General features: G+C 58.4%; 22 protein-coding genes. 16 read left to right on the forward strand and 6 right to left on the reverse strand.

Going from position 1 to position 21664, the window contains the following annotated elements:
* Positions 1–17: 17 nt before the first annotated feature.
* From ACR0MI_RS06045 to coxB, 4 genes are all read right to left on the reverse strand, one after another.
* Entirely contained in the window at positions 18–593 is a 576-nt protein-coding gene (locus tag ACR0MI_RS06045; protein WP_170619417.1) for a cytochrome c oxidase assembly protein, read from the reverse strand.
* A complete protein-coding gene (locus ACR0MI_RS06050) occupies positions 593–754 on the reverse strand; it encodes a hypothetical protein (protein WP_170613250.1) in 162 nt (53 codons plus the stop codon). Before ACR0MI_RS06050 ends, ACR0MI_RS06045 begins: the two co-directional genes overlap by 1 nt.
* Entirely contained in the window at positions 751–1707 is a 957-nt protein-coding gene (gene cyoE, locus ACR0MI_RS06055; protein ID WP_170613252.1) for a heme o synthase, read from the reverse strand. Before cyoE ends, ACR0MI_RS06050 begins: the two co-directional genes overlap by 4 nt.
* An 84-nt stretch (positions 1708–1791) precedes the next feature.
* Entirely contained in the window at positions 1792–2703 is a 912-nt protein-coding gene (gene coxB / locus ACR0MI_RS06060) for a cytochrome c oxidase subunit II (RefSeq protein WP_170613254.1), read from the reverse strand.
* Positions 2704–2879: 176 nt separating this feature from the next.
* Here coxB and tldD point away from each other — a divergent pair, with 176 nt between their 5' ends.
* The 5 genes from tldD to ACR0MI_RS06085 all read left to right on the forward strand — a co-directional run bounded on the left by tldD (position 2880) and on the right by ACR0MI_RS06085 (position 9911).
* On the forward strand, positions 2880–4301 hold the full coding sequence (tldD, locus tag ACR0MI_RS06065; RefSeq protein ID WP_170816794.1) for a metalloprotease TldD: 1422 nt from the start codon (positions 2880–2882) through the stop codon (positions 4299–4301).
* A gap of 240 nt (positions 4302–4541) precedes the next feature.
* Entirely contained in the window at positions 4542–5684 is a 1143-nt protein-coding gene (gene dprA, locus ACR0MI_RS06070) for a DNA-processing protein DprA (RefSeq protein ID WP_170815906.1), read from the forward strand.
* A gap of 172 nt (positions 5685–5856) precedes the next feature.
* Positions 5857–8478, forward strand: a complete 2622-nt coding sequence (gene topA, locus ACR0MI_RS06075; RefSeq protein WP_170613260.1) for a type I DNA topoisomerase — start codon at positions 5857–5859, stop codon at positions 8476–8478.
* A gap of 102 nt (positions 8479–8580) precedes the next feature.
* The gene (locus ACR0MI_RS06080; RefSeq protein WP_170613262.1) at positions 8581–9285 is read left to right on the forward strand and encodes a CoA transferase subunit A; all 705 of its coding nucleotides are present in this window, start codon (positions 8581–8583) and stop codon (positions 9283–9285) included.
* Positions 9285–9911: a 3-oxoacid CoA-transferase subunit B gene (locus tag ACR0MI_RS06085; protein WP_170613264.1), complete on the forward strand. Its 627-nt coding sequence runs from the start codon at positions 9285–9287 to the stop codon at positions 9909–9911. The genes ACR0MI_RS06080 and ACR0MI_RS06085 overlap by 1 nt, the downstream gene beginning before the upstream one ends.
* Positions 9912–9952: 41 nt before the next feature.
* On the opposite strand, the gene ACR0MI_RS06090 is transcribed toward ACR0MI_RS06085, so the two are convergent.
* Complete coding sequence (locus tag ACR0MI_RS06090; protein ID WP_170613266.1) at positions 9953–10819, reverse strand: lytic transglycosylase domain-containing protein; 867 nt, start codon at positions 10817–10819, stop codon at positions 9953–9955.
* A gap of 350 nt (positions 10820–11169) precedes the next feature.
* Between ACR0MI_RS06090 and ACR0MI_RS06095 the strand changes: the two genes are divergently transcribed.
* The gene (locus ACR0MI_RS06095; RefSeq protein ID WP_170816793.1) at positions 11170–11403 is read left to right on the forward strand and encodes a hypothetical protein; all 234 of its coding nucleotides are present in this window, start codon (positions 11170–11172) and stop codon (positions 11401–11403) included.
* Positions 11404–11474: 71 nt separating this feature from the next.
* On the opposite strand, the gene ACR0MI_RS06100 is transcribed toward ACR0MI_RS06095, so the two are convergent.
* Entirely contained in the window at positions 11475–11720 is a 246-nt protein-coding gene (locus ACR0MI_RS06100) for a hypothetical protein (protein WP_170613270.1), read from the reverse strand.
* On the opposite strand from ACR0MI_RS06100, the gene ACR0MI_RS06105 reads away from it, so the two are divergent.
* From ACR0MI_RS06105 to ACR0MI_RS06150, 10 genes are all read left to right on the forward strand, one after another.
* A complete protein-coding gene (locus tag ACR0MI_RS06105; RefSeq protein WP_170613272.1) occupies positions 11707–11946 on the forward strand; it encodes a hypothetical protein in 240 nt (79 codons plus the stop codon). The two genes, ACR0MI_RS06100 and ACR0MI_RS06105, sit on opposite strands and share 14 nt — an antisense overlap.
* A gap of 250 nt (positions 11947–12196) precedes the next feature.
* Positions 12197–13078, forward strand: coding sequence for a Flp pilus assembly protein CpaB (cpaB, locus tag ACR0MI_RS06110; RefSeq protein ID WP_170613274.1), 882 nt, complete (start codon positions 12197–12199; stop codon positions 13076–13078).
* A gap of 192 nt (positions 13079–13270) precedes the next feature.
* On the forward strand, positions 13271–14677 hold the full coding sequence (locus tag ACR0MI_RS06115) for a type II and III secretion system protein family protein (RefSeq protein WP_170613276.1): 1407 nt from the start codon (positions 13271–13273) through the stop codon (positions 14675–14677).
* Between the two features lie 17 nt (positions 14678–14694).
* Positions 14695–15324, forward strand: coding sequence for an OmpA family protein (locus ACR0MI_RS06120; protein WP_170613278.1), 630 nt, complete (start codon positions 14695–14697; stop codon positions 15322–15324).
* Positions 15325–15521: 197 nt separating this feature from the next.
* A complete protein-coding gene (locus tag ACR0MI_RS06125) occupies positions 15522–16757 on the forward strand; it encodes an AAA family ATPase (RefSeq protein ID WP_170613280.1) in 1236 nt (411 codons plus the stop codon).
* Positions 16758–16781: 24 nt separating this feature from the next.
* Positions 16782–18227, forward strand: a complete 1446-nt coding sequence (locus ACR0MI_RS06130; RefSeq protein WP_170613282.1) for a TadA family conjugal transfer-associated ATPase — start codon at positions 16782–16784, stop codon at positions 18225–18227.
* A gap of 12 nt (positions 18228–18239) precedes the next feature.
* Entirely contained in the window at positions 18240–19208 is a 969-nt protein-coding gene (locus ACR0MI_RS06135; protein ID WP_170678144.1) for a type II secretion system F family protein, read from the forward strand.
* Between the two features lie 10 nt (positions 19209–19218).
* The gene (locus ACR0MI_RS06140) at positions 19219–20193 is read left to right on the forward strand and encodes a type II secretion system F family protein (RefSeq protein ID WP_170816792.1); all 975 of its coding nucleotides are present in this window, start codon (positions 19219–19221) and stop codon (positions 20191–20193) included.
* Positions 20194–20200: 7 nt separating this feature from the next.
* Positions 20201–20782, forward strand: coding sequence for a tetratricopeptide repeat protein (locus tag ACR0MI_RS06145; RefSeq protein ID WP_170816791.1), 582 nt, complete (start codon positions 20201–20203; stop codon positions 20780–20782).
* A gap of 30 nt (positions 20783–20812) precedes the next feature.
* Positions 20813–21664, forward strand: a complete 852-nt coding sequence (locus ACR0MI_RS06150; protein WP_170816790.1) for a tetratricopeptide repeat protein — start codon at positions 20813–20815, stop codon at positions 21662–21664.

The following is a 21664-nucleotide window of genomic DNA, read 5'->3' on the forward strand; positions in this document are numbered from 1 at the left end:
TCCCTCACCTTAAGGCGTTAGTTCGTATTTGTGTCTGCCTGCACGTCAAGGGCGGCATAGCCCTCGGGCAGGTCGATTTCGTAGAATGTATACGACAGAGTGATCGTATGAACATACTGTGCTTCGGGGTCTTCGACGATTTCGGGGTCGACAAAGAAGGTTACGGGCATCTCGACCCGCTCACCCGGCTGCAATACCTGCTCGTCAAAGCAGAAGCAGGCGATCTTCTGGAAATACCCGCCTGCCGAATACGGCGTCACGTTATAGGACGCCTGCCCGGCAATGGGTTTGTCGGTCGGATTGTAGGCCTCGTAAAAGGCCAGCCCGGTTTCCCCGATGCGGACCTTCATCTCGCGTTCGACGGGCTTGAACTCCCACGGCATGCCCTTGGCCTTGGAGCCGTCGAAACGGATCGTGACCATGCGGTCGAGAATATCATCAGGGGCTTGCTGCGCGACGCCGGTGGTGCCGCCAAAGCCCGTAACCCTGCAGAACCAGTTGTAAAACGGCACCGCAGCCCAGGCCAAACCGCCCATCAGGACGACCACACCGACCAGTTGCACAACCGTTTTTTGAGGACCCGACATCGCCATCAGTTCTGCACCTCGACAGCGGGACCCGTGAAGGAACTGCTGGAAACCTTGGCGATGGTCAGGCCGAAGATGATCACGATGAATGCGGCGAGGGTCAGCCCCACGCCCAGATTGCGGCTGAAACGGCGGTGGTGCAACTCGTGGCTCTTGCGCAGGCTCATGACCAGCCTCCCAGCCCATAGGGCTTCAGCAGCGCTTCCACGAGAATGGCGCCGAAATGCAGGAACAGATACAACAGCGACAGTTTGAAAAAGCCACGCTCGACCTTGAAATTGTCCGCCTCGGCATCGTCTTCGGTGCGGCGGGAAATCCGCCATGCGCCGCGCAGGAACAGCGCATTCAGAACAAGGGCGACGGTCAGATAGACCGGGCCGCCAATGCCCGAGAAGGCCGTGCCAACCGCTAGAATGGCCAGCAGCGCAGTATAGATCAGGATATGCACACGGGTCGCGCGTCGCCCATGAGTGACCGTCAGCATCGGAACACCGGCATCGTCGTAATCCGTGCGCATGAACAAGGCCAGCGCCCAGAAATGCGGCGGCGTCCACATGAAGGTCAGAGCGAACATCAGCCACGGCTCAAGCGTCATGGAGCCTGTGGCGGCAACCCAGCCGATCACCGGCGGGAACGCTCCGGCCGCGCCGCCGATCACGATGTTCTGCGGCGTCAGGCGCTTTAGCCACATCGTGTAGATCACGACATAGAAAAAGATAGTAAAGGCAAGAAACGCACCGGCAAAGATGTTCGTAGCCAGCGCCAGCATGATGACCGACATGCCCGACAACGCGAGGCCTAGCGCCATCGCCTCACCCGGTTCAACCTTGCCGGACGGGATGGGACGACCCTTGGTGCGTTTCATCACCTTGTCGATGTCCGCATCCCACCACATGTTCAGCGCGCCGGACGCACCGCCACCTATGGCAATGAACAGAATGGCGCAAAAACCGACCACGGGATTCACGGAAACCGGAGCCGCCAGCAGACCGACCAGCGCGGTGAACACGACCAGAGACATCACACGCGGCTTCAGCAGGGCGAAATAATCGCCAAAGCTGGCCTCGTCCGCGTATCCCTTCGCGGTCACGGTGCTGGCATTGAAGCTTGCGTCGCTCATTTCCGGTCCTTTGTGGGCGAAAGCTGCGCGATTACCGCGCAGCCTGCATGTTGTTTCAGGCGGGGCCAGCCCGCCCTGTCGCGTTTACTTGGCAGCAATCTGATAGGATTGCGGCAGGCCTGCGTATTCGTCGATCGCACTCTTCAGCCATTCATCATAGGCTTCCTGGCTGACGACCTTGACGGTGATCGGCATATAGGCGTGGTCTTTGCCGCACAGTTCCGAACACTGGCCGAAATAGATGCCTTCCTTGTCGGCCTCGAACCACAGCTCGGCCAGACGACCGGGTACACCGTCCTGCTTCACGCCGAAGGACGGGATCGTCCACGAGTGGATCACATCGGATGCGGTCACCTGCATGACGACGACCTTGTTCACCGGAACGACAACCGCAGTGTCGGTGGCCAACAGCCATTCATCGTCGCTGTATCCGGAATCGGCCAGCTTGGCGCGCATCGCGTCGTCCAAAACAAACGGCGTCACGTCAGCGTCAGCTGGGCGGGCACCTTCGTCCAGGGTGGCCGGGTGGCCCAGCAGGTAGCTGTCGAACGCAAAGTCGTGATCGACGTATTCATAGGTCCAGTACCACTGGTTGCCGACAACCTTGATCACCACGTCGCCTTCGGGAATTTCCTGCTGCTTGAACAGAACCGGCAGCGAGAAGGCGCCAATGAAGACCAGAATCAGGATCGGGCCAAGCGTCCAGGCGATCTCGACCGGGGTGTAGTGAGAGAAACCGGCTGGCTTCGGGTTAACGCGCTGATTGTAGCGCACGATGCAGTAAAGCAGCAGGCCACCAACCAGCAAGCAAACGGCGGTGATGATGACCAGAATCATCCCATCCAGATCCCGAATCCCTTCGGCCAGGCTGGTGGCGGCGGGCTGGAAACCCATGCCGCCATCGGTCGGCTTGCCGATAATCTCAAGCTCCTGAGCCATGGCGGGAAGGCTGGAGAGGGCTGTCATAAACCCCGAAAGCATCAAAGCATTCTTCATTTTCTGTCCTGATCGTTTGATCTTTGCGTCCCTGGCGAAAAGGTGTGAATCGGCCACACCTCTCCCGTTGTCTTTGGCCGCGTTAAAAACCATATTCCTGCGGGTAGATAAAGCAAAATGCTTGCGTCAAACAGACGCTATTTTTGATCTGGATCAAACCGGAAAGGCCCCAAGCCATGTCAAACGACCCGTTTCGCCCCTTTGAAACCGCAATTCCGCATGATGAAGCGCTTGCGGTGCTGCAATCGGCAACGGCGGGGGCCGAGGATGGCGAGCTGTTCGTGGAACGCCGCAAATCCGAATCTCTGGTCTTTGATGACGGTCGCCTGCGCACCGCGTCTTATGATGCGTCCGAAGGATTCGGACTGCGCGCCGTGCAGGGCGAAGTTGCCGGATATGCGCATTCCACGGACGTTTCGATCCCCGCGCTGAAACGGGCGGCCGAGACCGCGCGGCTGGCGGTCGGGGATGGCGGTGGCACGCTGGCCGAGGCACCGCGGGCGACCAACAAGCGGCTTTACACAGATGAGGATCCGATCGAAACCGCCAGCTTTCCGGTCAAAATCGAGACGCTGCGCGAGATTGATGCGTTTTCCCGCGATCTCGACCCCCGGGTGGTTCAGGTCAGCGCAACCATCGCAGCCGCAGTACAGGAGGTTGAGATTCTGCGCCCTGATGGCGTTCTGGTGCGCGACGTGCGCCCGATGACCCGTCTGAACATCTCGGTCATCGTGGAGCAGAACGGACGCCGCGAAAGCGGTTCGGCAGGCGGCGGTGGCCGTGTCGGTCTGGATGGGCTGATCGATCCGGCGGACTGGCAGGACAAGGCGCGCGAGGCATTGCGCATCGCTCTGGTCAACCTGGACGCAGTCCCTGCCCCGGCCGGTGTGATGGAAGTGGCCCTCGGCCCCGGCTGGCCCGGTATCCTGCTGCACGAGGCGATTGGGCACGGGCTTGAAGGGGATTTCAATCGCAAGGGCAGTTCAACCTTTGCCGGGCTGATGGGGCAACCGATCGCGTCCAGGGGTGTGACTGTCGTCGATGACGGCACCATCGCGGACCGGCGTGGCTCGATCACGGTGGACGACGAAGGCACGCCCAGTTCCCGCACGGTTCTGATCGAAGACGGAATACTGACGGGGTATATGCAGGACCGCCAGAACGCACGGCTGATGAATGTCGCGCCCACCGGCAACGGGCGGCGGCAAAGCTATGCGCACAAGCCAATGCCACGCATGACCAACACGATCATGCTGGGAGGCGATGCGGACCCTGCCGCCCTGGTTGCGGACATCAAGGACGGTATCTGGGCCGTGGGCTTCGGCGGTGGCCAGGTGGATATCACCAACGGCAAGTTCGTTTTCTCCTGCACCGAGGCGTATCGGGTCGAGAACGGCAAGATCGGTGCGCCAGTCAAGGGCGCGACGCTGATCGGGGATGGCCCTTCCGCCCTGAAGCGCATTCGCGGGCTTGGGAATGACATGGAGCTGGACCCGGGCATGGGCACCTGCGGCAAGGACGGGCAATGGGTGCCCGTAGGGGTCGGCCAACCAACCGTTCTGATGGATGGCCTGACAGTGGGCGGATCGGCCGCCTGAGCGGGAATCAATTGGAGACTCAAGGGCGCAGGGTTAACACTGCGCCTGATTTTTTGATTTCTGCATTGGAATGACCGCGAACTGCGCAAGGAAAGCTATCGCGGTTTTTCTTTTTACTTTCCGATGGTTATCCTGCAACCAAAGTACACCACCTGTGCAAATAGCATATAATTTTCAACGATTTACAGGCTGTTAACCCCGCATCCCGTAAACCAGTTCTGCAATCAGGCGGAGCAACGGATGACTGAAGAGCAGCTTTCTTCCTATCACCCCCCACTCCCACCCACCACGGAAGAGGACCGGTTTTCCTGGCTCCGTCTGTTGCGCTCACGCAAGGTTGGCCCGGCAACATTCCGGCGACTGTTGCGCGAACATGGCTCGGCGCAGAATGCGCTGGCCGCGTTGCCGGAAATGGCACGCGCCGCCGGGATCGAAGACTATGAAATATGCCCACCCGGCGTGATTGAGGCGGAACTCAGGGCTGCAAAAGCCGCAAAAGCGCGGCTTCTGTGCCTTGGGGCCGCTGACTTCCCCGCTTCCCTGTCGACCCTGTCTGATGCACCCCCGATGCTGTGGGCCATCGGTGACATCAGCGTACTGGCAAAACCCGCAATTGCTTTGGTCGGCGCGCGCAACTGCTCGTCCCTCGGGGGGCGTATGGCCCGGAACCTGACGAAAGAGCTTGGGGCGTGCGGTTATACGGTCGTCTCAGGCATGGCGCGCGGCATCGACACATCCGCGCACATCGCGTCGCTGGACACCGGGACGGTGGCTGTTCTGGCAGGCGGGGTCGACGTTGTTTATCCGGCGGAAAATACCGATCTTGCGAACGATATTGCACGCAAGGGCCTGCGATTGTCCGAACAGCCGATGGGGGTGACGCCGCAGGCACGGCATTTCCCGCGGCGCAACCGCATCATCTCGGGCCTCGCGCAGGCGGTTGTGGTGGTCGAGGCGGCGGCAAAATCCGGCAGTCTGATCACGGCGCGGGACGCGCTGGATCAGGGGCGCGAGGTTCTGGCCGTACCCGGCCACCCGTTCGATGCCCGCGCCGCCGGGTGCAATCTGCTGATCCGCGATGGCGCAACGCTGGTCCGTTCCGCGCAAGACGTGATTGACGCGCTGCCGCCGCAACAATCTGTGGCAGAGGCGCCGGAACTTCCGCTAAGCCTTCAACCTTCGTCTGACGCCCCTGCAATGCCAGAGGCGTCAGTCTTGCAGGCCGAAATTCTGGCGCGGCTGGGTCCTTCGCCAGTGGCCGAAGACCAGTTGATCCGGGACATTGCCGCCTCGGCCGAGGCCATCGCCCCGGCCTTGCTGGATCTGGAACTGGACGGACGAATCCAGCGGCAGGCGGGCGGCCTGCTTTCGCGAGTAGCCTGATCACCGGCTTTTGCTTGGCCCCGTCTGTTTGAAGAAATTTGGCCCGGCCAGAGCCCTGAAATTGCGGGAAAAACTGGATGCGGCAAGGTACGCATTGACAATTCGATCTTGCCGCACACATTTTGCACCGCCATACAAAGTGCAAAGCCTGTCGAGCAAGGATTCATCTTAAATGCCTGTAGTTGTTGTAGAATCTCCGGCCAAAGCAAAAACGATCAACAAATATCTGGGCCCCGACTACACCGTTCTGGCCTCGTACGGCCATGTACGCGACTTGCCGCCGAAGGATGGATCGGTTGATCCAGAGCATGAATTCTCGATGAAATGGGAAGTCGGCAATGACAGCCGCAAGCACGTCAAGGCCATCGCCGACGCACTTAAGGACGACAATGCGCTGATCCTGGCCACTGACCCCGATCGCGAGGGCGAAGCAATCAGCTGGCACCTGCAGGAAGCGCTGACCAAGCGGCGCTCGATCAAGAAAGACACACCGGTCAGCCGGGTTACATTCAACGCCATCACCAAAGAGGCTGTGACGCAGGCGATGCAGAACCCGCGTCAGGTGGACATGCCGCTGGTCGAGGCTTATCTGGCCCGCCGTGCGCTGGATTACCTGGTGGGGTTCAACCTGTCACCCGTTCTGTGGCGCAAGCTGCCCGGCGCGCGGTCGGCTGGCCGGGTGCAGTCGGTCTGTCTGCGGTTGATCGTCGAGCGCGAGATGGAGATCGAGGCGTTCAAGCCGGTCGAATACTGGTCGGTGCGGGCCTTGTTCGAAACGCCCCGCGGCCAGACCTACGAGGCCCGGCTGGTCACGCTGGCCGGAAAAAAGCTGGACAAGCACGACCTGACCAATTCGACACAAGCCGAATTGGCAGTTCAGGCCATCACCAGCCGCGCGTTGAGCGTGACATCAGTCGAGGCCAAGCCTGCCGCCCGCAACCCAAGCGCGCCGTTCATGACATCCACGCTGCAGCAGGAAGCCAGCCGCAAGTTCGGCATGGGAGCCCGCCACGCGATGCAGGTGGCGCAGCGGCTGTATGAGGCGGGTTACATTACATATATGCGGACTGACGGCATCGACATGGCACCCGAAGCTGTGACTGCCACCCGCGACGCCATCGCCGACCGATATGGCGCAGAATACGTGCCAGACAGCCCGCGCATGTATAAGAACAAGGCCAAGAACGCTCAGGAAGCGCATGAATGTATCCGCCCGACGGATATGACCCGCGATGCCAAGGCGCTGAAGGTCACGGATGAGGATCAGCGCAAGCTTTATGATCTGATCTGGAAACGTACAATCGCCTGCCAGATGGCCGCCGCCCGGCTGGAGCGGACCACGGTCGAGATTGGCAGCGCCGACGGTCAGGTCGGTCTGCGCGCCACCGGGCAGGTGGTTTTGTTCGACGGGTTCATGCGCGTCTATGAAGAGGGCCGCGATGACGTCACGGATGACGACGAAAAACGCCTGCCTCAGATCATGAAGGGGGACCCTGCCCCGTTTGCCAAGACCTCATTGCGGGATCAGCACACAAAGGCCACGAACGATGACAAGGCCGCCATCCTGTCCGAGAATGAAGCCGTTCTGGCCCTGCAACATCACACCCAACCGCCCCCGCGTTACACCGAGGCCACTTTGGTCAAACGGATGGAGGAATTGGGGATCGGTCGCCCTTCGACCTATGCCTCGATCGTGACGACGATCCAGGACCGGGAATATGTGCGCAAGGACAAAAACCGGCTGATCCCTGAAGAAAAGGGCCGCATCGTCACCATCTTCCTGCTGAATTTCTTCCGTCAGTACGTGGGCTATGAGTTCACCGCCAATCTGGAAGAACAGCTGGACGACGTCAGCGCCGGGGATCGCGACTACAAGGATCTGTTGGGCAAGTTCTGGCGCGAGTTTTCGGCTGCAATTGGCGAGACCTCGGAGCTGCGCATTTCGGAAGTGCTGGACAAGCTGGACGAAGCGCTGGCACCGCAGCTTTATCCGCCGCGCGAGGACGGGTCGGATCCGCGTATCTGCCCGAAATGCGGCGTGGGGCAATTGCACCTGAAGACGTCGCGCACCGGCGGATTCGTCGGGTGCGGCAACTACCCGGAATGCACGTATACCCGTCCGATCGCCGGTGAAGGCGCGGAAGGCGACGAACGTCTTCTGGGCGAGGATGCGGGTGATGAGATCTGGCTGAAATCCGGCCGCTTTGGTCCTTATGTCCAGCGTGGCGAGCCGACGCCGGAGAACAAAAAACCACCCCGTGCGTCGCTGCCGCGTGGCTGGAGCAAGGATGACATGGATTTGGACAAGGCGCTGACCCTTCTCAGCCTGCCCCGCCAGATCGGCGAACACCCCGAAGGCGGAATGATCAGCGCGAATTTCGGTCGCTTCGGGCCTTACCTGATGCATCAACTGGCCGATGAAGCCAAACCGGTTTACGCCAACCTCAAAGACCCTAATGACGTGTTCGAGATCGGGATGAACCGGGCCGTGGAACTGCTGGCCGAAAAACGGGCCAACCCCGGTCGGGGCCGTAGTGCGGCGGCCAAACCGCTGAAGGAACTGGGCGAGCATCCCGATGGCGGCGCGATGCAGGTTCTGGACGGGCGCTACGGGCCGTATGTGAAATGGGAGAAAGTCAACGCGACCATTCCCAAGGACGTAAAACCCGAAGACGTGACGCAGGAAATGGCCGTTGAACTGGTCAACGAGCGTGCGGCCAAGAAGGGCACCAAGAAAAAAGCTGCGCCAAAGAAGAAGGCCGCTGCCAAGAAGACAGCCAAGAAGGCGGGCTGAGACGGGGCTAGGTAGAAATACCATTGCCCTCTGGTTTCATTGACTTCCCCGTGACGTGGCGGCACAACCTGCCGCATCACCATGTCATTGGGGGAGTTTTCCATGAAGAAAATCTATGCCAATGCCACTGAAGCGCTCGATGGGGTGCTGTCGGATGGCATGCTGATTGCGGCGGGCGGTTTCGGCCTGTGCGGTATTCCCGAACTGCTGCTTGAGGCGATCCGGGAATCGGGCGCCAAGGATCTGACTTTTGCCAGCAACAACGCCGGGGTCGACGATTTCGGTATCGGCATCCTGCTGCAGACGAAGCAGGTCAAAAAGATGATCAGCTCGTATGTCGGTGAAAACGCCGAATTCATGCGCCAGTACCTGAGCGGCGAGTTGGAGCTGGAGTTCAACCCGCAAGGCACTCTGGCCGAGCGTATGCGCGCAGGCGGCGCGGGCATCCCCGGCTTTTACACCAAGACCGGCGTGGGTACCGTGATTGCCGACGGCAAGGAACACAAGGACTTCAACGGCGAGACCTACATCATGGAGGAAGGCATTTTTGCCGATCTCGCCATCGTCAAAGCCTGGAAGGCCGATGACACCGGCAACCTGATTTTCCGCAAGACTGCACGCAACTTCAATGTACCTGCCGCGACCTGCGGCAAGATCTGCATCGCCGAGGTTGAAGAGATCGTGCCGCGCGGCTCGCTCGACCCGGATGGGATCCATCTGCCCGGCATCTACGTGCACCGCATCATTCAGGGGAGCCACGAAAAGCGCATCGAACAGCGCACCACCCGCAAGAAGGAGGACGCATAATGCCCTGGGACCGCAATCAGATGGCCGCACGCGCGGCGGAAGAGCTGGAAGACGGCATGTATGTGAACCTCGGCATCGGCATTCCGACGCTGGTGGCAAACTATGTGGGGGACAAGGACATCACTCTGCAATCCGAGAACGGCATGCTGGGCATGGGTCCATTCCCGTTCGAGGGTGAAGAAGACCCCGACCTGATCAACGCGGGCAAGCAGACGATCACCGAACTGTCCCGCACGTCCTACTTCGACAGCGCCACGTCCTTTGCCATGATCCGGGGCGGCAAGATCGCTGCGGCGATTCTGGGTGCCATGGAAGTGGACGAAAAGGGCGATCTGGCCAACTGGATGATCCCCGGCAAGCTGGTCAAGGGTATGGGCGGCGCGATGGATCTGGTCGCCGGCGTCGGTCGTGTGATCGTGGTCATGGATCACACCAACAAACATGGCGATTCAAAAGTGCTTAAGGAATGCACCTTGCCGCTGACAGGTAAGGGCGTCGTTGATCGCATCATCACCAATCTGGGCGTGCTGGATGTGGTTGAAGGCGGCCTGAAGATTGTCGAACTGGCCGACGGTGTCAGTGAAGACGATATGCGGGCCTCGACCCAAGCCACGATCGTCGGCTGATTGACCTGATATTGAATGGCCCGCCGACTCGCGGGCCATTTTCAGTTTAGCGTCTGAAATACGCAGCCATCCGAGATCAGTTCCGGCGGGGTCGAGCACAACGCGCGCGCCACCTGAAACGCCGCAAGCACTTTTGGCACGTAATCGCGGGTTTCCGCATAAGGCGGCACACCACTGTGTTTGCGAACGGCTCCTTCGCCCGCATTATATCCGGCCAGCACCAAAATCGGGTCGTTTTTGAATTCCCCCATCAGCCAGTTCAGGTATTTCACACCGCCCGCGATATTCTGCGAGGGCTGAAAACTGTCCTCAACACCGAACCTTTCGGCCGTGGCGGGCATCAGTTGCATCAGTCCTTGCGCACCGGCTGAACTGACAGCATCCGCCCGGCCGGCCGATTCCACGGAAATCACCGCAAGGACAAGCGCCGGGGAAACCTTGGTTCCCACTGTCGAGCGCAGAATGTCGATCCCCTGCAGCTGTGCGATATTTTGAAGGGTCTGCAAACGTGGTGAAGCAACATTTGTGGATGAAAGCGCATTGATCGCCATATCCAGCCGCCCTGCCCCGGCCTCAGCCAGTTCCGGCGAGATCTTGTCCCAGAAGGCGGTGTAGGAGCCGACAGGTTTTTCAGGGCTGTTCGACCCCGGCAGGTTCTCGGGCGGAAGCGCGGTGCGCTTGACCACTTCAGGCGTTTCAAGCTCGGCCCCGGTGCTGGGGGCAAAAGGCTGGGATGCATGTTCTTCAGCCGTGATCTGAACGGTGATACGCGGGCGCGCGCCGGGCTTTGGCGCCTTGATCCTTTTATAGACGCCTCTCGGCTCGATATCGGCGGCGATCACCGGAACCGTGCCCGATATCAGAAATGCCGACACGCCGGCGCATGTGATTGCGTACCGGAGATTCATTTTTTGCCTGCCTCTTGTTTTCTTTTTATGAATTTGAACCTCGAATCCGGCCGCAAGGCCAGAAAAACAAAGCGAATTGGGGCAATTTCGCCTCATTTGGCGCAATTTTGCATCTCTTGCGAAGGTCATCACCGTCACTTTGAAAATTTTTTTTGTTATTTTTCAATGCGGTGCCGAATTCGTCACCAAAAAGTTAAGAGGAGGCGCAAAAAAACTGTGTTTGGCCCAATTCCTGCCACGCACAACGGTCAAACATATATCCATACCGAGACGGTCATGAGCGGACTGAGAGAGAAAGCTCTGAAAGACGCCAAGGTTAATTGACTTAGATCCTTTAGGAGGGACGTAACATGATCAAGTTCATCAAGAACTTCCGCAAAGACGAAGACGGCGCCGTAACAGTGGACTGGGTTGTTCTGACCGCAGCAGTCATCGGTCTGGGCACCGTGGCCTACCAGCAGATCGCTAACGGCGCACAGGGCATGGCAACCGATGTGAACACCGCGCTGAGCAGCGCAACCATTAACACCGGCACCAGCGATGGTACCGTTACAGGTGGTATCACCGGTTCGGGCACCAACTAAGCCAGACAATTCCCAGAAATGGAAACAGGCCGCGCCAACACTGGCGCGGCTTTTCTTTTGGAACCGTTAACTCAAGAACCGGCCAGGCAAGGCATCGGCGATTTGGCAACCGAGCGAAAATCAGGCGCGGTCACGGCCAGGCGCATCTCAAAGAAATCCAAATAAGTCATATTATTCAATGTTTTGCCCAATTCCCGCCATTCCGGCAAAGCAAAACATAATGAGTGCATCAGCAAAGGTTGTAAGTGAACAGATTCTATTGGTCGGTTCTGCCCCGACCCTGCTTTAATGGAGTGACCCGGAATGATCAGGTTCACGAAATCCTTTACCACCTCTGAAGACGGTGCTGTCACCGTCGACTGGGTCGTTCTGACTGCCATAATCATTGCGCTTGCGACACTGATTTACTTCGGTATCCAGACAGCAACCATCAGCCTGAGCGGGAACACCAGCTCGGCGATGTCCAGCGCGACCATCAGTACCGGATCCAACAACGCGCCTGGCGGGATCGTTGTTTCAGGGACCGCGGGCGGCGGTAGCTGAGCTACTGCCTAAGGTTTCCAAGCATAGTTCAGCCAACTCCGGGCTCTTCACGCTGGACGTTTGAAACGTAGCCCCCCGGGGCCTGCGCTTGACCTGAGTGTGTTGCCAACTCGCCCTACAATCGTGGAACAGTGATAGAAATGTCTTCTTTGTCCTACATTTCGACACAATTCCTGTTTAGGAAATAAGCTGTTTCAAAGTTTCCCACTGGCCGAAATGACTCTGGCCATCGAAAATATGAGGTGCACGCATGCGAGCTGTGTTTGGTCTTGTTCTGATCGTCGGGGTGGCTCTGGCCGGCGGCGCGGTTTACATGGCGCGCAACTATATCACCGCCTATCAGGATGCTCTCGCACGCGAGCGTTTGGCAGCCCAGGAAGCTTTGGCAAACGCGAACGTCAATGTAATTCCGACCGTCAGCGTCATCGTGTCCAACCGTTCGCTGAAGTATGGCGAACGCGTGAAGGAAGAAGATGTGCGTATCGTCGATTGGCCGGAAAACGCGATCCCCGAGGGCACATTCACGGAAATGACCGTCCTGTTCCCCGAGACCGGAGACAATGAGCGTTATGTCATGAGGGCCATGGAAAAAGACGAAGCGATCATGGAGGTCAAGATTACCCGGCCGGGCGAAGCCGCGGGTCTGACCTCGCGCCTGGAAAAAGGCAAGCGGGCCTTTGCCATCAGCGTTGATGTTGCGTCCGGCGTGTCCGGGTTTCTGCGCCCGGGAGACGACGTCGACATTATCTGGACCGGCTCGTTGCGGGGCGCGGTCGAGGGTGCCAGCGGTGAACTCACGCGTTTGATTCTTCCCAGTATCAGACTGGTTGCCATTGATCAGTCCGCAGGCTCGGACGTCACAGGCACAACAATTGCACGTACAGTTACGGTTGCCGTTACACCGGAACAGGCGATCTCGCTGGCCCAGGCCCAGAGCACCGGCCGCCTGTCCCTCGCCCTGGTTGGGGTCGAGGACGAGGCCATCACCGCGGCAATCGAAGTCGACCAGCGAAAACTGTTGGGTATTAAAGAGGCGGCTCCCGCTCCGAAGAAAGCCCAGGAAAGAGTGTGTACGATCCGGACCCGCCGCGGCGGAGAGATCGTCGAAACCCCAATTCCCTGCACAAACTGACGTTAAATCAGAGCGTTACGGATTTGAGCCGCGCAGTCTGCGCGGCTCTTTCTATTTTGATTGTTGCCCATTCCCCACATAAGGAACAATCCGGAAACCATTGATTATTGCAATAAATTCTGAATTCGCGCAGTGTTTCGTATCAGAGGGCGATAGACCCAAAAACGAGGCGTGATCGGAGAGGCAGGTCACATGACAATACGTTCCTGGATCAGCGCAACCCTGCTGGGGTTGGCGCTTGTTGTGAGCCCGGTCGGCGATGCCGCCTGGGCACAGAATCTTCGCGTGGTGAAAAAGGGCACGGCGGAAACGCTGGATGTCCCTATGAATCGCGCAATTGTTGTTGAGAGTGAAGAGCCGTTCGCAGAACTGAGCATCGCCAACGCGGGTATCGCCGACATCTCGTCGCTTTCGGACCGCACGATCTATGTTCTTGGTAAGGCTCCTGGCATCACAACGCTGACGTTGTTCGATGGCGTCGGCAATCTGATCACGAACGTTCGCGTTCGTGTGGCACCGGATGTGACCGAATTCAAGGAAAGGCTGCGCCAGATCCTGCCCGATGAGCGGGTCGAGGTGCGTACGGCAAATGACGGCATCGTGCTGTCCGGCACCGTGTCCAGCTCGGCAAAGCTGGCCCGCGCGCTGGAACTGGCGGAACGTTATGCCCCGGATCGCGTTTCGAACCTTATGAGCGTTGGCGGCGTGCAGCAGGTTATGCTGAAAGTCCGCTTTGCAGAGATGAACCGCTCGGTCGCCAAGAGCCTGTCAGCATCGCTGGGCTTCGGTGGCGGCGATGTGACCGGTGGTATCAACACGCTGAACAACTCGCTGGCATTGCAGAACGCACTGAGCAACAACATTCCCGCCGTGCAGTCCAACACGGGTGCCATCCTGTTTGGATTTGGCGCAGGTTCGACCCAGGTTCGCCTGTTGCTGGAGGCCCTTGAGGCCAAAGGCCTGGCCCGCAGCCTGGCTGAACCCAACCTGTCTGCACTGTCCGGGCAAGAAGCGACATTCCTGGCCGGCGGTGAAGTACCCATCCCGGTTCCGCAGGACGATGGTGTCGTTACCATTGAATACAAGGCCTTCGGTGTCGAAATCGACTTCATCCCGCGTGTTGTCGACGGTGAGCTGATCAATCTGGAGATGGCCGCGTCCGTCTCGGCGATCGATAACAGCTCGAACTTCACGATCAATGGCGACAACGTTCCAAGCTTTATCACACGCCAGACCAGCACGACGGTTGAACTGCGCGACGGTGAGAGCTTTGCCATCGCCGGGCTGATCCAGGACAACTTTGCCGACCTGAACAACCAGATCCCGTGGCTTGGCGACGTACCGGTCCTGGGCGCCCTGTTCCGCAGCGCAGAATATCAGCGCGAACAAAGCGAACTTGTTATTATCATCACCGCACATCTTGTGTCGCCGACGCGAGGTGAAGCCCTGGCTCTGCCCACCGATCGGGTCAAACCGCCCAGCGAATTCGATCTGTTCGTGAATGGCAAGACCGCCCGGACAACACGTGCCGGTGCAGGTGCCGCAACAGAAGTGGCCAAACAGGGCTATGGCAGCTCTTACGGCTACGTCCTGGATTGATGAGGAGGATAGGACCCATGCAAAAGTGGATGATGACACTATGTCTGTCGGTCGCTGTCGCAGGCTGTACACGGGAAGCGGGATACGAAATTGATTCGGGCGCTTTCGGCAACGCAACTCTCAACAATATCCAGGTGATGAACGGTGAGTTGTCCTATGCCCAGATCCTGGCTCAGCGGTTTGCGGCAGAGGTTCCAACCCAGATCAACTTTGCCTTCAACAGTTCGCAACTGGATGCTTCGGCGCAGCGGATCCTGGCGCAGCAGGCGGCCTGGATCAAGCAATTCCCCGAAGCCCGGTTCCGGGTCTATGGTCACACCGACAGGGTCGGTTCCGCGTCCTATAACCAAAGCCTGGGACAGCGTCGCGCAAACTCAGCGGTCGCATTCCTGGTCAATCAGGGCGTTTCCCGGTCGCGGCTTGAAGCTGTGGTTTCTTTCGGCAAGTCACGTCCTTTGATCGACACACCGAATCGCGACCGCCGCAACCGGCGTACCGTGACCGAAGTGTCCGGATTTGTAGATAACCACCCCAACTTGCTGGACGGCAAATACGCCGAGGTTATCTATCGCAGCTACGTGGAAAGCGCCATTCCGCCCTCGGGTCTGGCATCCCAGACCAGCGTTGGCACCACACAAGAACAATAAAGCACAATTGGGCGGCATCGTCGCCCAATTCCCTACAATTTGTTCTTTTACGCCCAATTCTCGCCCAACTTCCAAGAGACGTTGTCAACAATTGGGTGACCTGCGGCCAGATTTGACCGCATCGGGGCGACAGCCAATCCGACCAGACCGCTTGTGTTTGTAAGATTTGCCAAGCCCTCGCTACGAGGATTGTGTTAATGACAAGCGCCACGCCGCAAGACGAAAATAACGCCATTCTGGCCTGCACAATCAGCCGTGATGTCCAGAATTTCGATCTGTTGATCGAAGACATGGAAGTTGCGCTGGGTGAACGCTGGGGCGATCTTGGATTTGCTGAGGCACTGGCTTTTTTCAGCCAGCCCGAGGCAGATTCTCTTGAATTTGTGGCACTTGCAATCGACGGGGAAGACGAAGACAACCTGACGCTGATGGGTGAAATCATCACCCGCGCCAAGGACAAGAAAATCAAAGTTGTTCTGATCGCCGAAGATGTCACACCTGCGTCGCTGCATCAGCTATTGCGCAAAGGTGCCGATGAATTTGTCCCCTACCCGCTGCCCGAAGGCGAGTTGCAGGAGGCCATCGAGCGCATGAAACAGCCCGATCCGGTTGCCGCGCCCCAGGCGGCGGCAGTTCCGTTGACCCAGGGCGAATCAAAAGAAGGCGCGCTGTTTGTGGTGCACGGCCTGGCCGGAGGCGTAGGCTCGACCACTCTGGCGGTCAATCTTGCCTGGGAACTGGCTACGGTTTCGGACAAAGAAGCACCGACCGTCTGCCTGATTGACCTGGATCTGCAATTTGGCACAGTTTCCACCTATCTGGACCTGCCGCGTCGCGAGACAGTGTTTGAAATGCTGTCGGACACGGCGTCCATGGACGACGATGTTTTTTCCCAGGCGCTGCAGACATATGAAGAAAAACTGCAGGTTCTGACCTCGCCTTCCGACATTGTACCGCTGGACCTGATTACGCCTGAGGATATTCAGCGCGTCATCGACACCGCGCGCAAGCATTTCGACTATGTGGTCGTGGATATGCCAAAAACGCTGGTGCACTGGTCCGAAACGGTGCTGGCGGCGGCGCATGTCTATTTTGCACTGATCGAGCTGGATATGCGGTCCGCCCAGAACGCGCTGCGCCTGAAGCGTGCCTTGCAGGCCGAGGAGCTGCCGTTCAACAAGCTGCGCTTTGCATTGAACCGGGCGCCAAAATTCACGGATCTGAACGGCAAGGGCCGGGTCAAGCGCATGGGCGAAAGCCTGGGAATCTCCATCGATCTGCAGCTGCCCGAAGGTGGCAAACCGGTGCTGCAAGCCGGCGATCACGGCCTGCCGCTTGCAAAATCTGCCGCCAAGAACCCACTGCGGCGGGAAATCGCCAAACTGGCCAAGTCGCTTCACAGCCTGGGCTCGAGCAACGCGGAAGCCGCGTAACAACTTCTCAAGGGGACAGCCGTCATGTTTTCGAGATACAAGAAGCAGCCTGATGCGCAGCCGGTCAAGACAGCGGCCAAAGCCCCCGAGGCCGCCCCGGCCGCGGCAAACGCTCCTGCCTCTGCCACAACGGCGGTTGTCCGCAAACCGGTGCAAAAAAAGGCCGCCGAGGCCTCATCTTCCGACCGTGACCGCAAGCGCAAGGAACGCTTGAGTGAAATCAAGATTGATCTGCATCGCGAATTGCTTGAAAACCTGAACCTCTCGGCGCTGGAATCTGCCGCCGAGGCAGAACTTCGGGCCGAGATCAGCGCCATTGCCAGCGAAGTTCTCGAATCGCGCAACATCGTTCTGAACCGCGAAGACCGTTCGCAGCTCAACAAGGAACTTTATGACGAGGTCACAGGGCTTGGGCCTTTGGAGACCTTGCTGCAGGATGACACGGTCAACGATATTCTGGTGAACGGTCCGCAGCAGATCTTCGTAGAACGCGACGGCAAGCTGCAACTCAGCGACATCACCTTCAAGGACGAAAAGCACCTGATGCGGATCATCGACAAGATCGTGTCCGCCGTGGGTCGCCGGGTCGATGAATCCAACCCTTATGTTGACGCCCGTCTTGCTGACGGATCGCGTTTCAACGCCATGGTGCCGCCGATTGCGGTGGACGGATCTCTGGTATCCATTCGTAAGTTCAAAAAGGACAAGCTGGGCATCGATGATCTGGTCAATTTCGGTGCGTTCAGCGAAGAAATGGCTGCCTATCTTCAAGCTGCGGTATCTACGCGCCTGAACGTTATCGTATCGGGCGGTACTGGTTCCGGAAAAACGACCACATTGAACGCCTTGTCCAGCTTCATTGACGACGCCGAACGCATCCTGACGATCGAGGATACAGCCGAACTTCAGCTGCAGCAGACCCATGTGGGCCGGATGGAAAGTCGCCCGCCCAACGTGGAAGGCAAAGGTGAGGTCAGCCCGCGAGACTGTCTCAAAAACGCCCTGCGGATGCGCCCCGACCGTATCATCGTGGGTGAGACGCGTGGTGCCGAGGTGATCGACATGTTGCAGGCCATGAACACTGGCCACGACGGGTCAATGACTACGATCCACGCCAACTCGGCCCGCGACGGGATCTCGCGTCTGGAAAACATGATCGCGATGGCCGGGATCGAGATGCCGATCAAGGCCGTGCGCAGCCAGATTGCCAGCGCTGTGAACCTGATCGTACAGGCCAGCCGCTTGCAGGACGGTTCGCGCCGCATGACATCGATCACCGAGATCACCGGGATGGAAGGCGATGTGATTTCCATGCAGGAAATCTTTCGTTTTCAACGTGTTGGCCTGACACCTGACAACAAGATTATCGGTCACTTCACCGCAACCGGCGTGCGCAGCCACTACTCCGAGCGCTTCCGCCTGTGGGGCTTTGACCTGCCCGCGTCCATTTACGACCCAACCACAATGTAGGAGATCAAGGATATGCAACTGCCTATGGAGGCATTGATCTATGTCGCGATCTTCGTGGGCGTTCTGGCCCTGGTCGAAGGTATCTACCTGGTCGCGTTCGGCAAATCCATCAGCCTTAACAGCCGGGTAAACCGCCGCCTCGACATGCTCGACAAAGGTGTCGGGCGTGAACAGGTTCTGGAACAGCTGCGCAAGGAAATGCAGCAGCATATGAAATCGCAGAGCATCCCGCTCTATTCCCTTCTGGCCGACAAGGCGCAGAAGGCGGCGATTGCGTTTTCGCCCCGGCAATTGATCATGATCATGTGCCTTGTATCCGGGGTCGCGTTCATGGGGCTTAGCATCGGCACAGCCACCGATACCGCCTTACGGGCGGCCATTTCCGTCGCAATCGGTGTTGGCAGCGTTTATGCGTGGGTGAACCAAAAGGCCAAGAAACGCATGGGCATGATCGAAGAACAATTGCCCGAAGCCGTGGAACTGATGGTTCGCTCGCTGCGTGTCGGCAACCCCTTCGTCTCAACGATTCAGGTTGTTGCCACCGAGGTTCAGGACCCGCTGGGAACCGAGTTTGGCGTCATCGCCGATGAATGCGCCTATGGCCGCGACGTTGGCGAAGCCTTGAAAGACATGGCCGAACGTCTGGACATGCAGGATTTGCGGTTTTTGGCGGTTGCCGTGGGCATCCAGCAGCAATCCGGCGGTAACCTCGCAGAGATTCTGGCCGGTCTTGCACAGGTTATCCGTGCCCGATTCCGCCTGTTTCGCCGCGTCAAGGCGATCACGGCCGAGGCACAGTGGTCCGGTAAATTCCTGTCGGCCTTCCCGCTGGGCTGTCTGGCTTTCATACTGGTCAAGGATCCCGGTTATTACGACGGCGTTCTCGACCATCCCTGGTTCATTCCGATGTGTTTCTTTGTTGGCATCACGCTGACGCTGAACCTGATCGTCATGAAAATCATCACCAACATCAAGGTTTGAGGGCACGGCAATGGAATTCCTGACCCGCATCAATGACTTGCTGACCGAGCATCTGGGCGAGTTCGGACCACTGATCGTGGTCGGTGTTCTGGGGTTGTTCATGATCCTGGTCACTATCCCTCTGATGCTGAACCAGCCCGAGGATCCGCTCAAGAAGTTGCAGCGTTCGAATGCCGCGCCCAAGAAGGGAAAAAAGGCCAAGAAAGACCAGTTGCGGAACGCCGGTCGGAACGAGCAGCTTGAAAAATTCGCGACCTTTCTGGAACCGAAAGATCAGGAAGAGCTGTCGGCAATGCAGCTCAAGCTGCGGCAGGCAGGGTACCAGACCAAGGATGCGGTGCGGTTTTTCCACTTTGCACAGTTCTCCCTTGGGATCATCGGCATCATTGTCGGCGTTCTGCTGGTAACGGTGTTCGCGGGAACGCAGGAATTCACCACCCAGCAAATTCTGGTGCGCGTGCTGGTGCCCGGCGGTGTCGGCTACATGATCCCCAAATACTGGATCACGCGCCGCATCGAAGAGCGGAAAGAGAAGATTACGCAAGCCTTTCCCGACACGCTTGACCTGATGCTGGTCTGTGTGGAGGCCGGTCAGTCCCTCGATCAGGCCATTGTTCGGGTGTCAAACGAAATGAAAGCCTCGTACCCCGACATTGCGCAGGAGTTCGAGATCGTCGCTTACGAGATGAAAGCGGGTAAGGACAAGGATACCGTCCTGCGTGACTTTGGCACCCGTTGTGGCGTGCAGGACGTCAACTCGTTCGTCACGGTGATGATCCAGTCGGCAACCTTCGGTACATCAATTGCAGAAGCCCTGCGGGTGTATGCGGGCGAGATGCGCGACAAGCGCGTCATGCGCGCGGAAGAGGCTGCGAACAAGCTGCCAACCAAAATGACGCTTGTCACAATGGGACTGACAGTTCCGCCTTTGCTGGTTATTCTTGTCGGGCCTTCGGCAAACGTTATTTCGACTTTCGGCCGGTAGTAACCTGATGAACCCATTTCGATGCTGCGCCCGGACCGGGCTCCGCCGCATCTTTCAGGTCACCCTGGTTTTCGCCATGGTGGCCTCTTGCACAGAGACCGATCGTTCCGGCGATCTGGAGGCTCCGGGCATTGACCGCGGGGGACAGGCCGAAGACGAAATTGAGGTTGGAAACCGCTTGATGGCCGCCGGCGAGTACGAACTGGCGCTCAAGTCCTTTACCCGCGCCGCTCTGGAACAGGGGATGACGCCGCAAATCCTGACATCGATGGGCACGGCAAATCTGGGCCTGAAGCGCCTTGGCCAAGCCGAAACCCTGCTGAGACGAGCCGTCAAGGATGATACCGATTGGCCGGTGGCCTGGAACAATCTGGGCGTTCTGCTGATGGAAACCGGGCAATATCCCGAAGCGGCCCAGGTGTTTCAGCGCGCCTATGCGCTGGACAATGGCGAAAGTGACGCAATCCGCGACAATCTGCGGTTAGCACTCGCAAAAATGGAAAATCCTGATAATAATACCTCACAAGAACAAGAATATACGCTGGAGCAGCAAGGCGACGGGCAATTTACGCTTCGCAAGCTCCCGTAACCAGAGGCAAGAGCAGTAAAGGACGCAAAAATGCGCCAACAATTCTTGATTCCGTCGATCGTCATATGCGGATTGATTGTATCGGCATGCGCCAAAGAGACCGAAGAAGAAAAGGTCGAGCGTACATTTCAGGAAGTAAACGTCATTGATGAAACCAATCTGAATGACGTGTTGCTGAGTGCGGCCGACCCGAACGAGGCGGTCACATATTTCCACAATGCGGCCACCAAGAACCCTGATCGCATCGACCTGCAGCGGGGTCTGGCGATATCCCTGTCACGCGCCAAACGCACAACCGAAGCTTCTACCGCGTGGAAGAAGGTTACAGGCATGAAAGGCTCGACCAACGCGGACAAGGTCGAGTATGCAGACGCTCTGGTTCGCGGCGGCAACTGGAAAGAGGCCGAGGCTGTGCTGGATTCGGTTCCACCCACATTTGAGACATTCAAGCGCTATCGTCTCGAGGCGTTGGTGGCGGATTCGCAGGAAAGCTGGAAGCGGTCGGATCATTTCTACGAAACCGCCGTGGGCCTGACGACGCGCCCGGGCAGTGTGATGAACAACTGGGGTTATTCCAAGCTGACACGCGGCCAGTATGCCGAGGCCGAACGCCTGTTTACTGAAGCGATCCGGCACGACAAATCCCTGTTCACCGCCAAGAACAACCTTGTCCTGGCCAGATCGGCCCAGAGAAACTACACCATGCCGGTTATTCCGATGACCCAAATCGAGCGCGCCCAGTTGCTGAATACGATGGGGATCTCGGCGGTCAAGCAAGGCGATGTGAACACGGCCAAGAACCTGTTCCGCGAGGCCATTGCCACCCACCCGCAACATTTCGACGAAGCCGTCCGTTCGCTGCGTGCGCTCGAGGAAGCCTGA

The organism is Ruegeria sp. D4 (assembly GCF_056534475.1).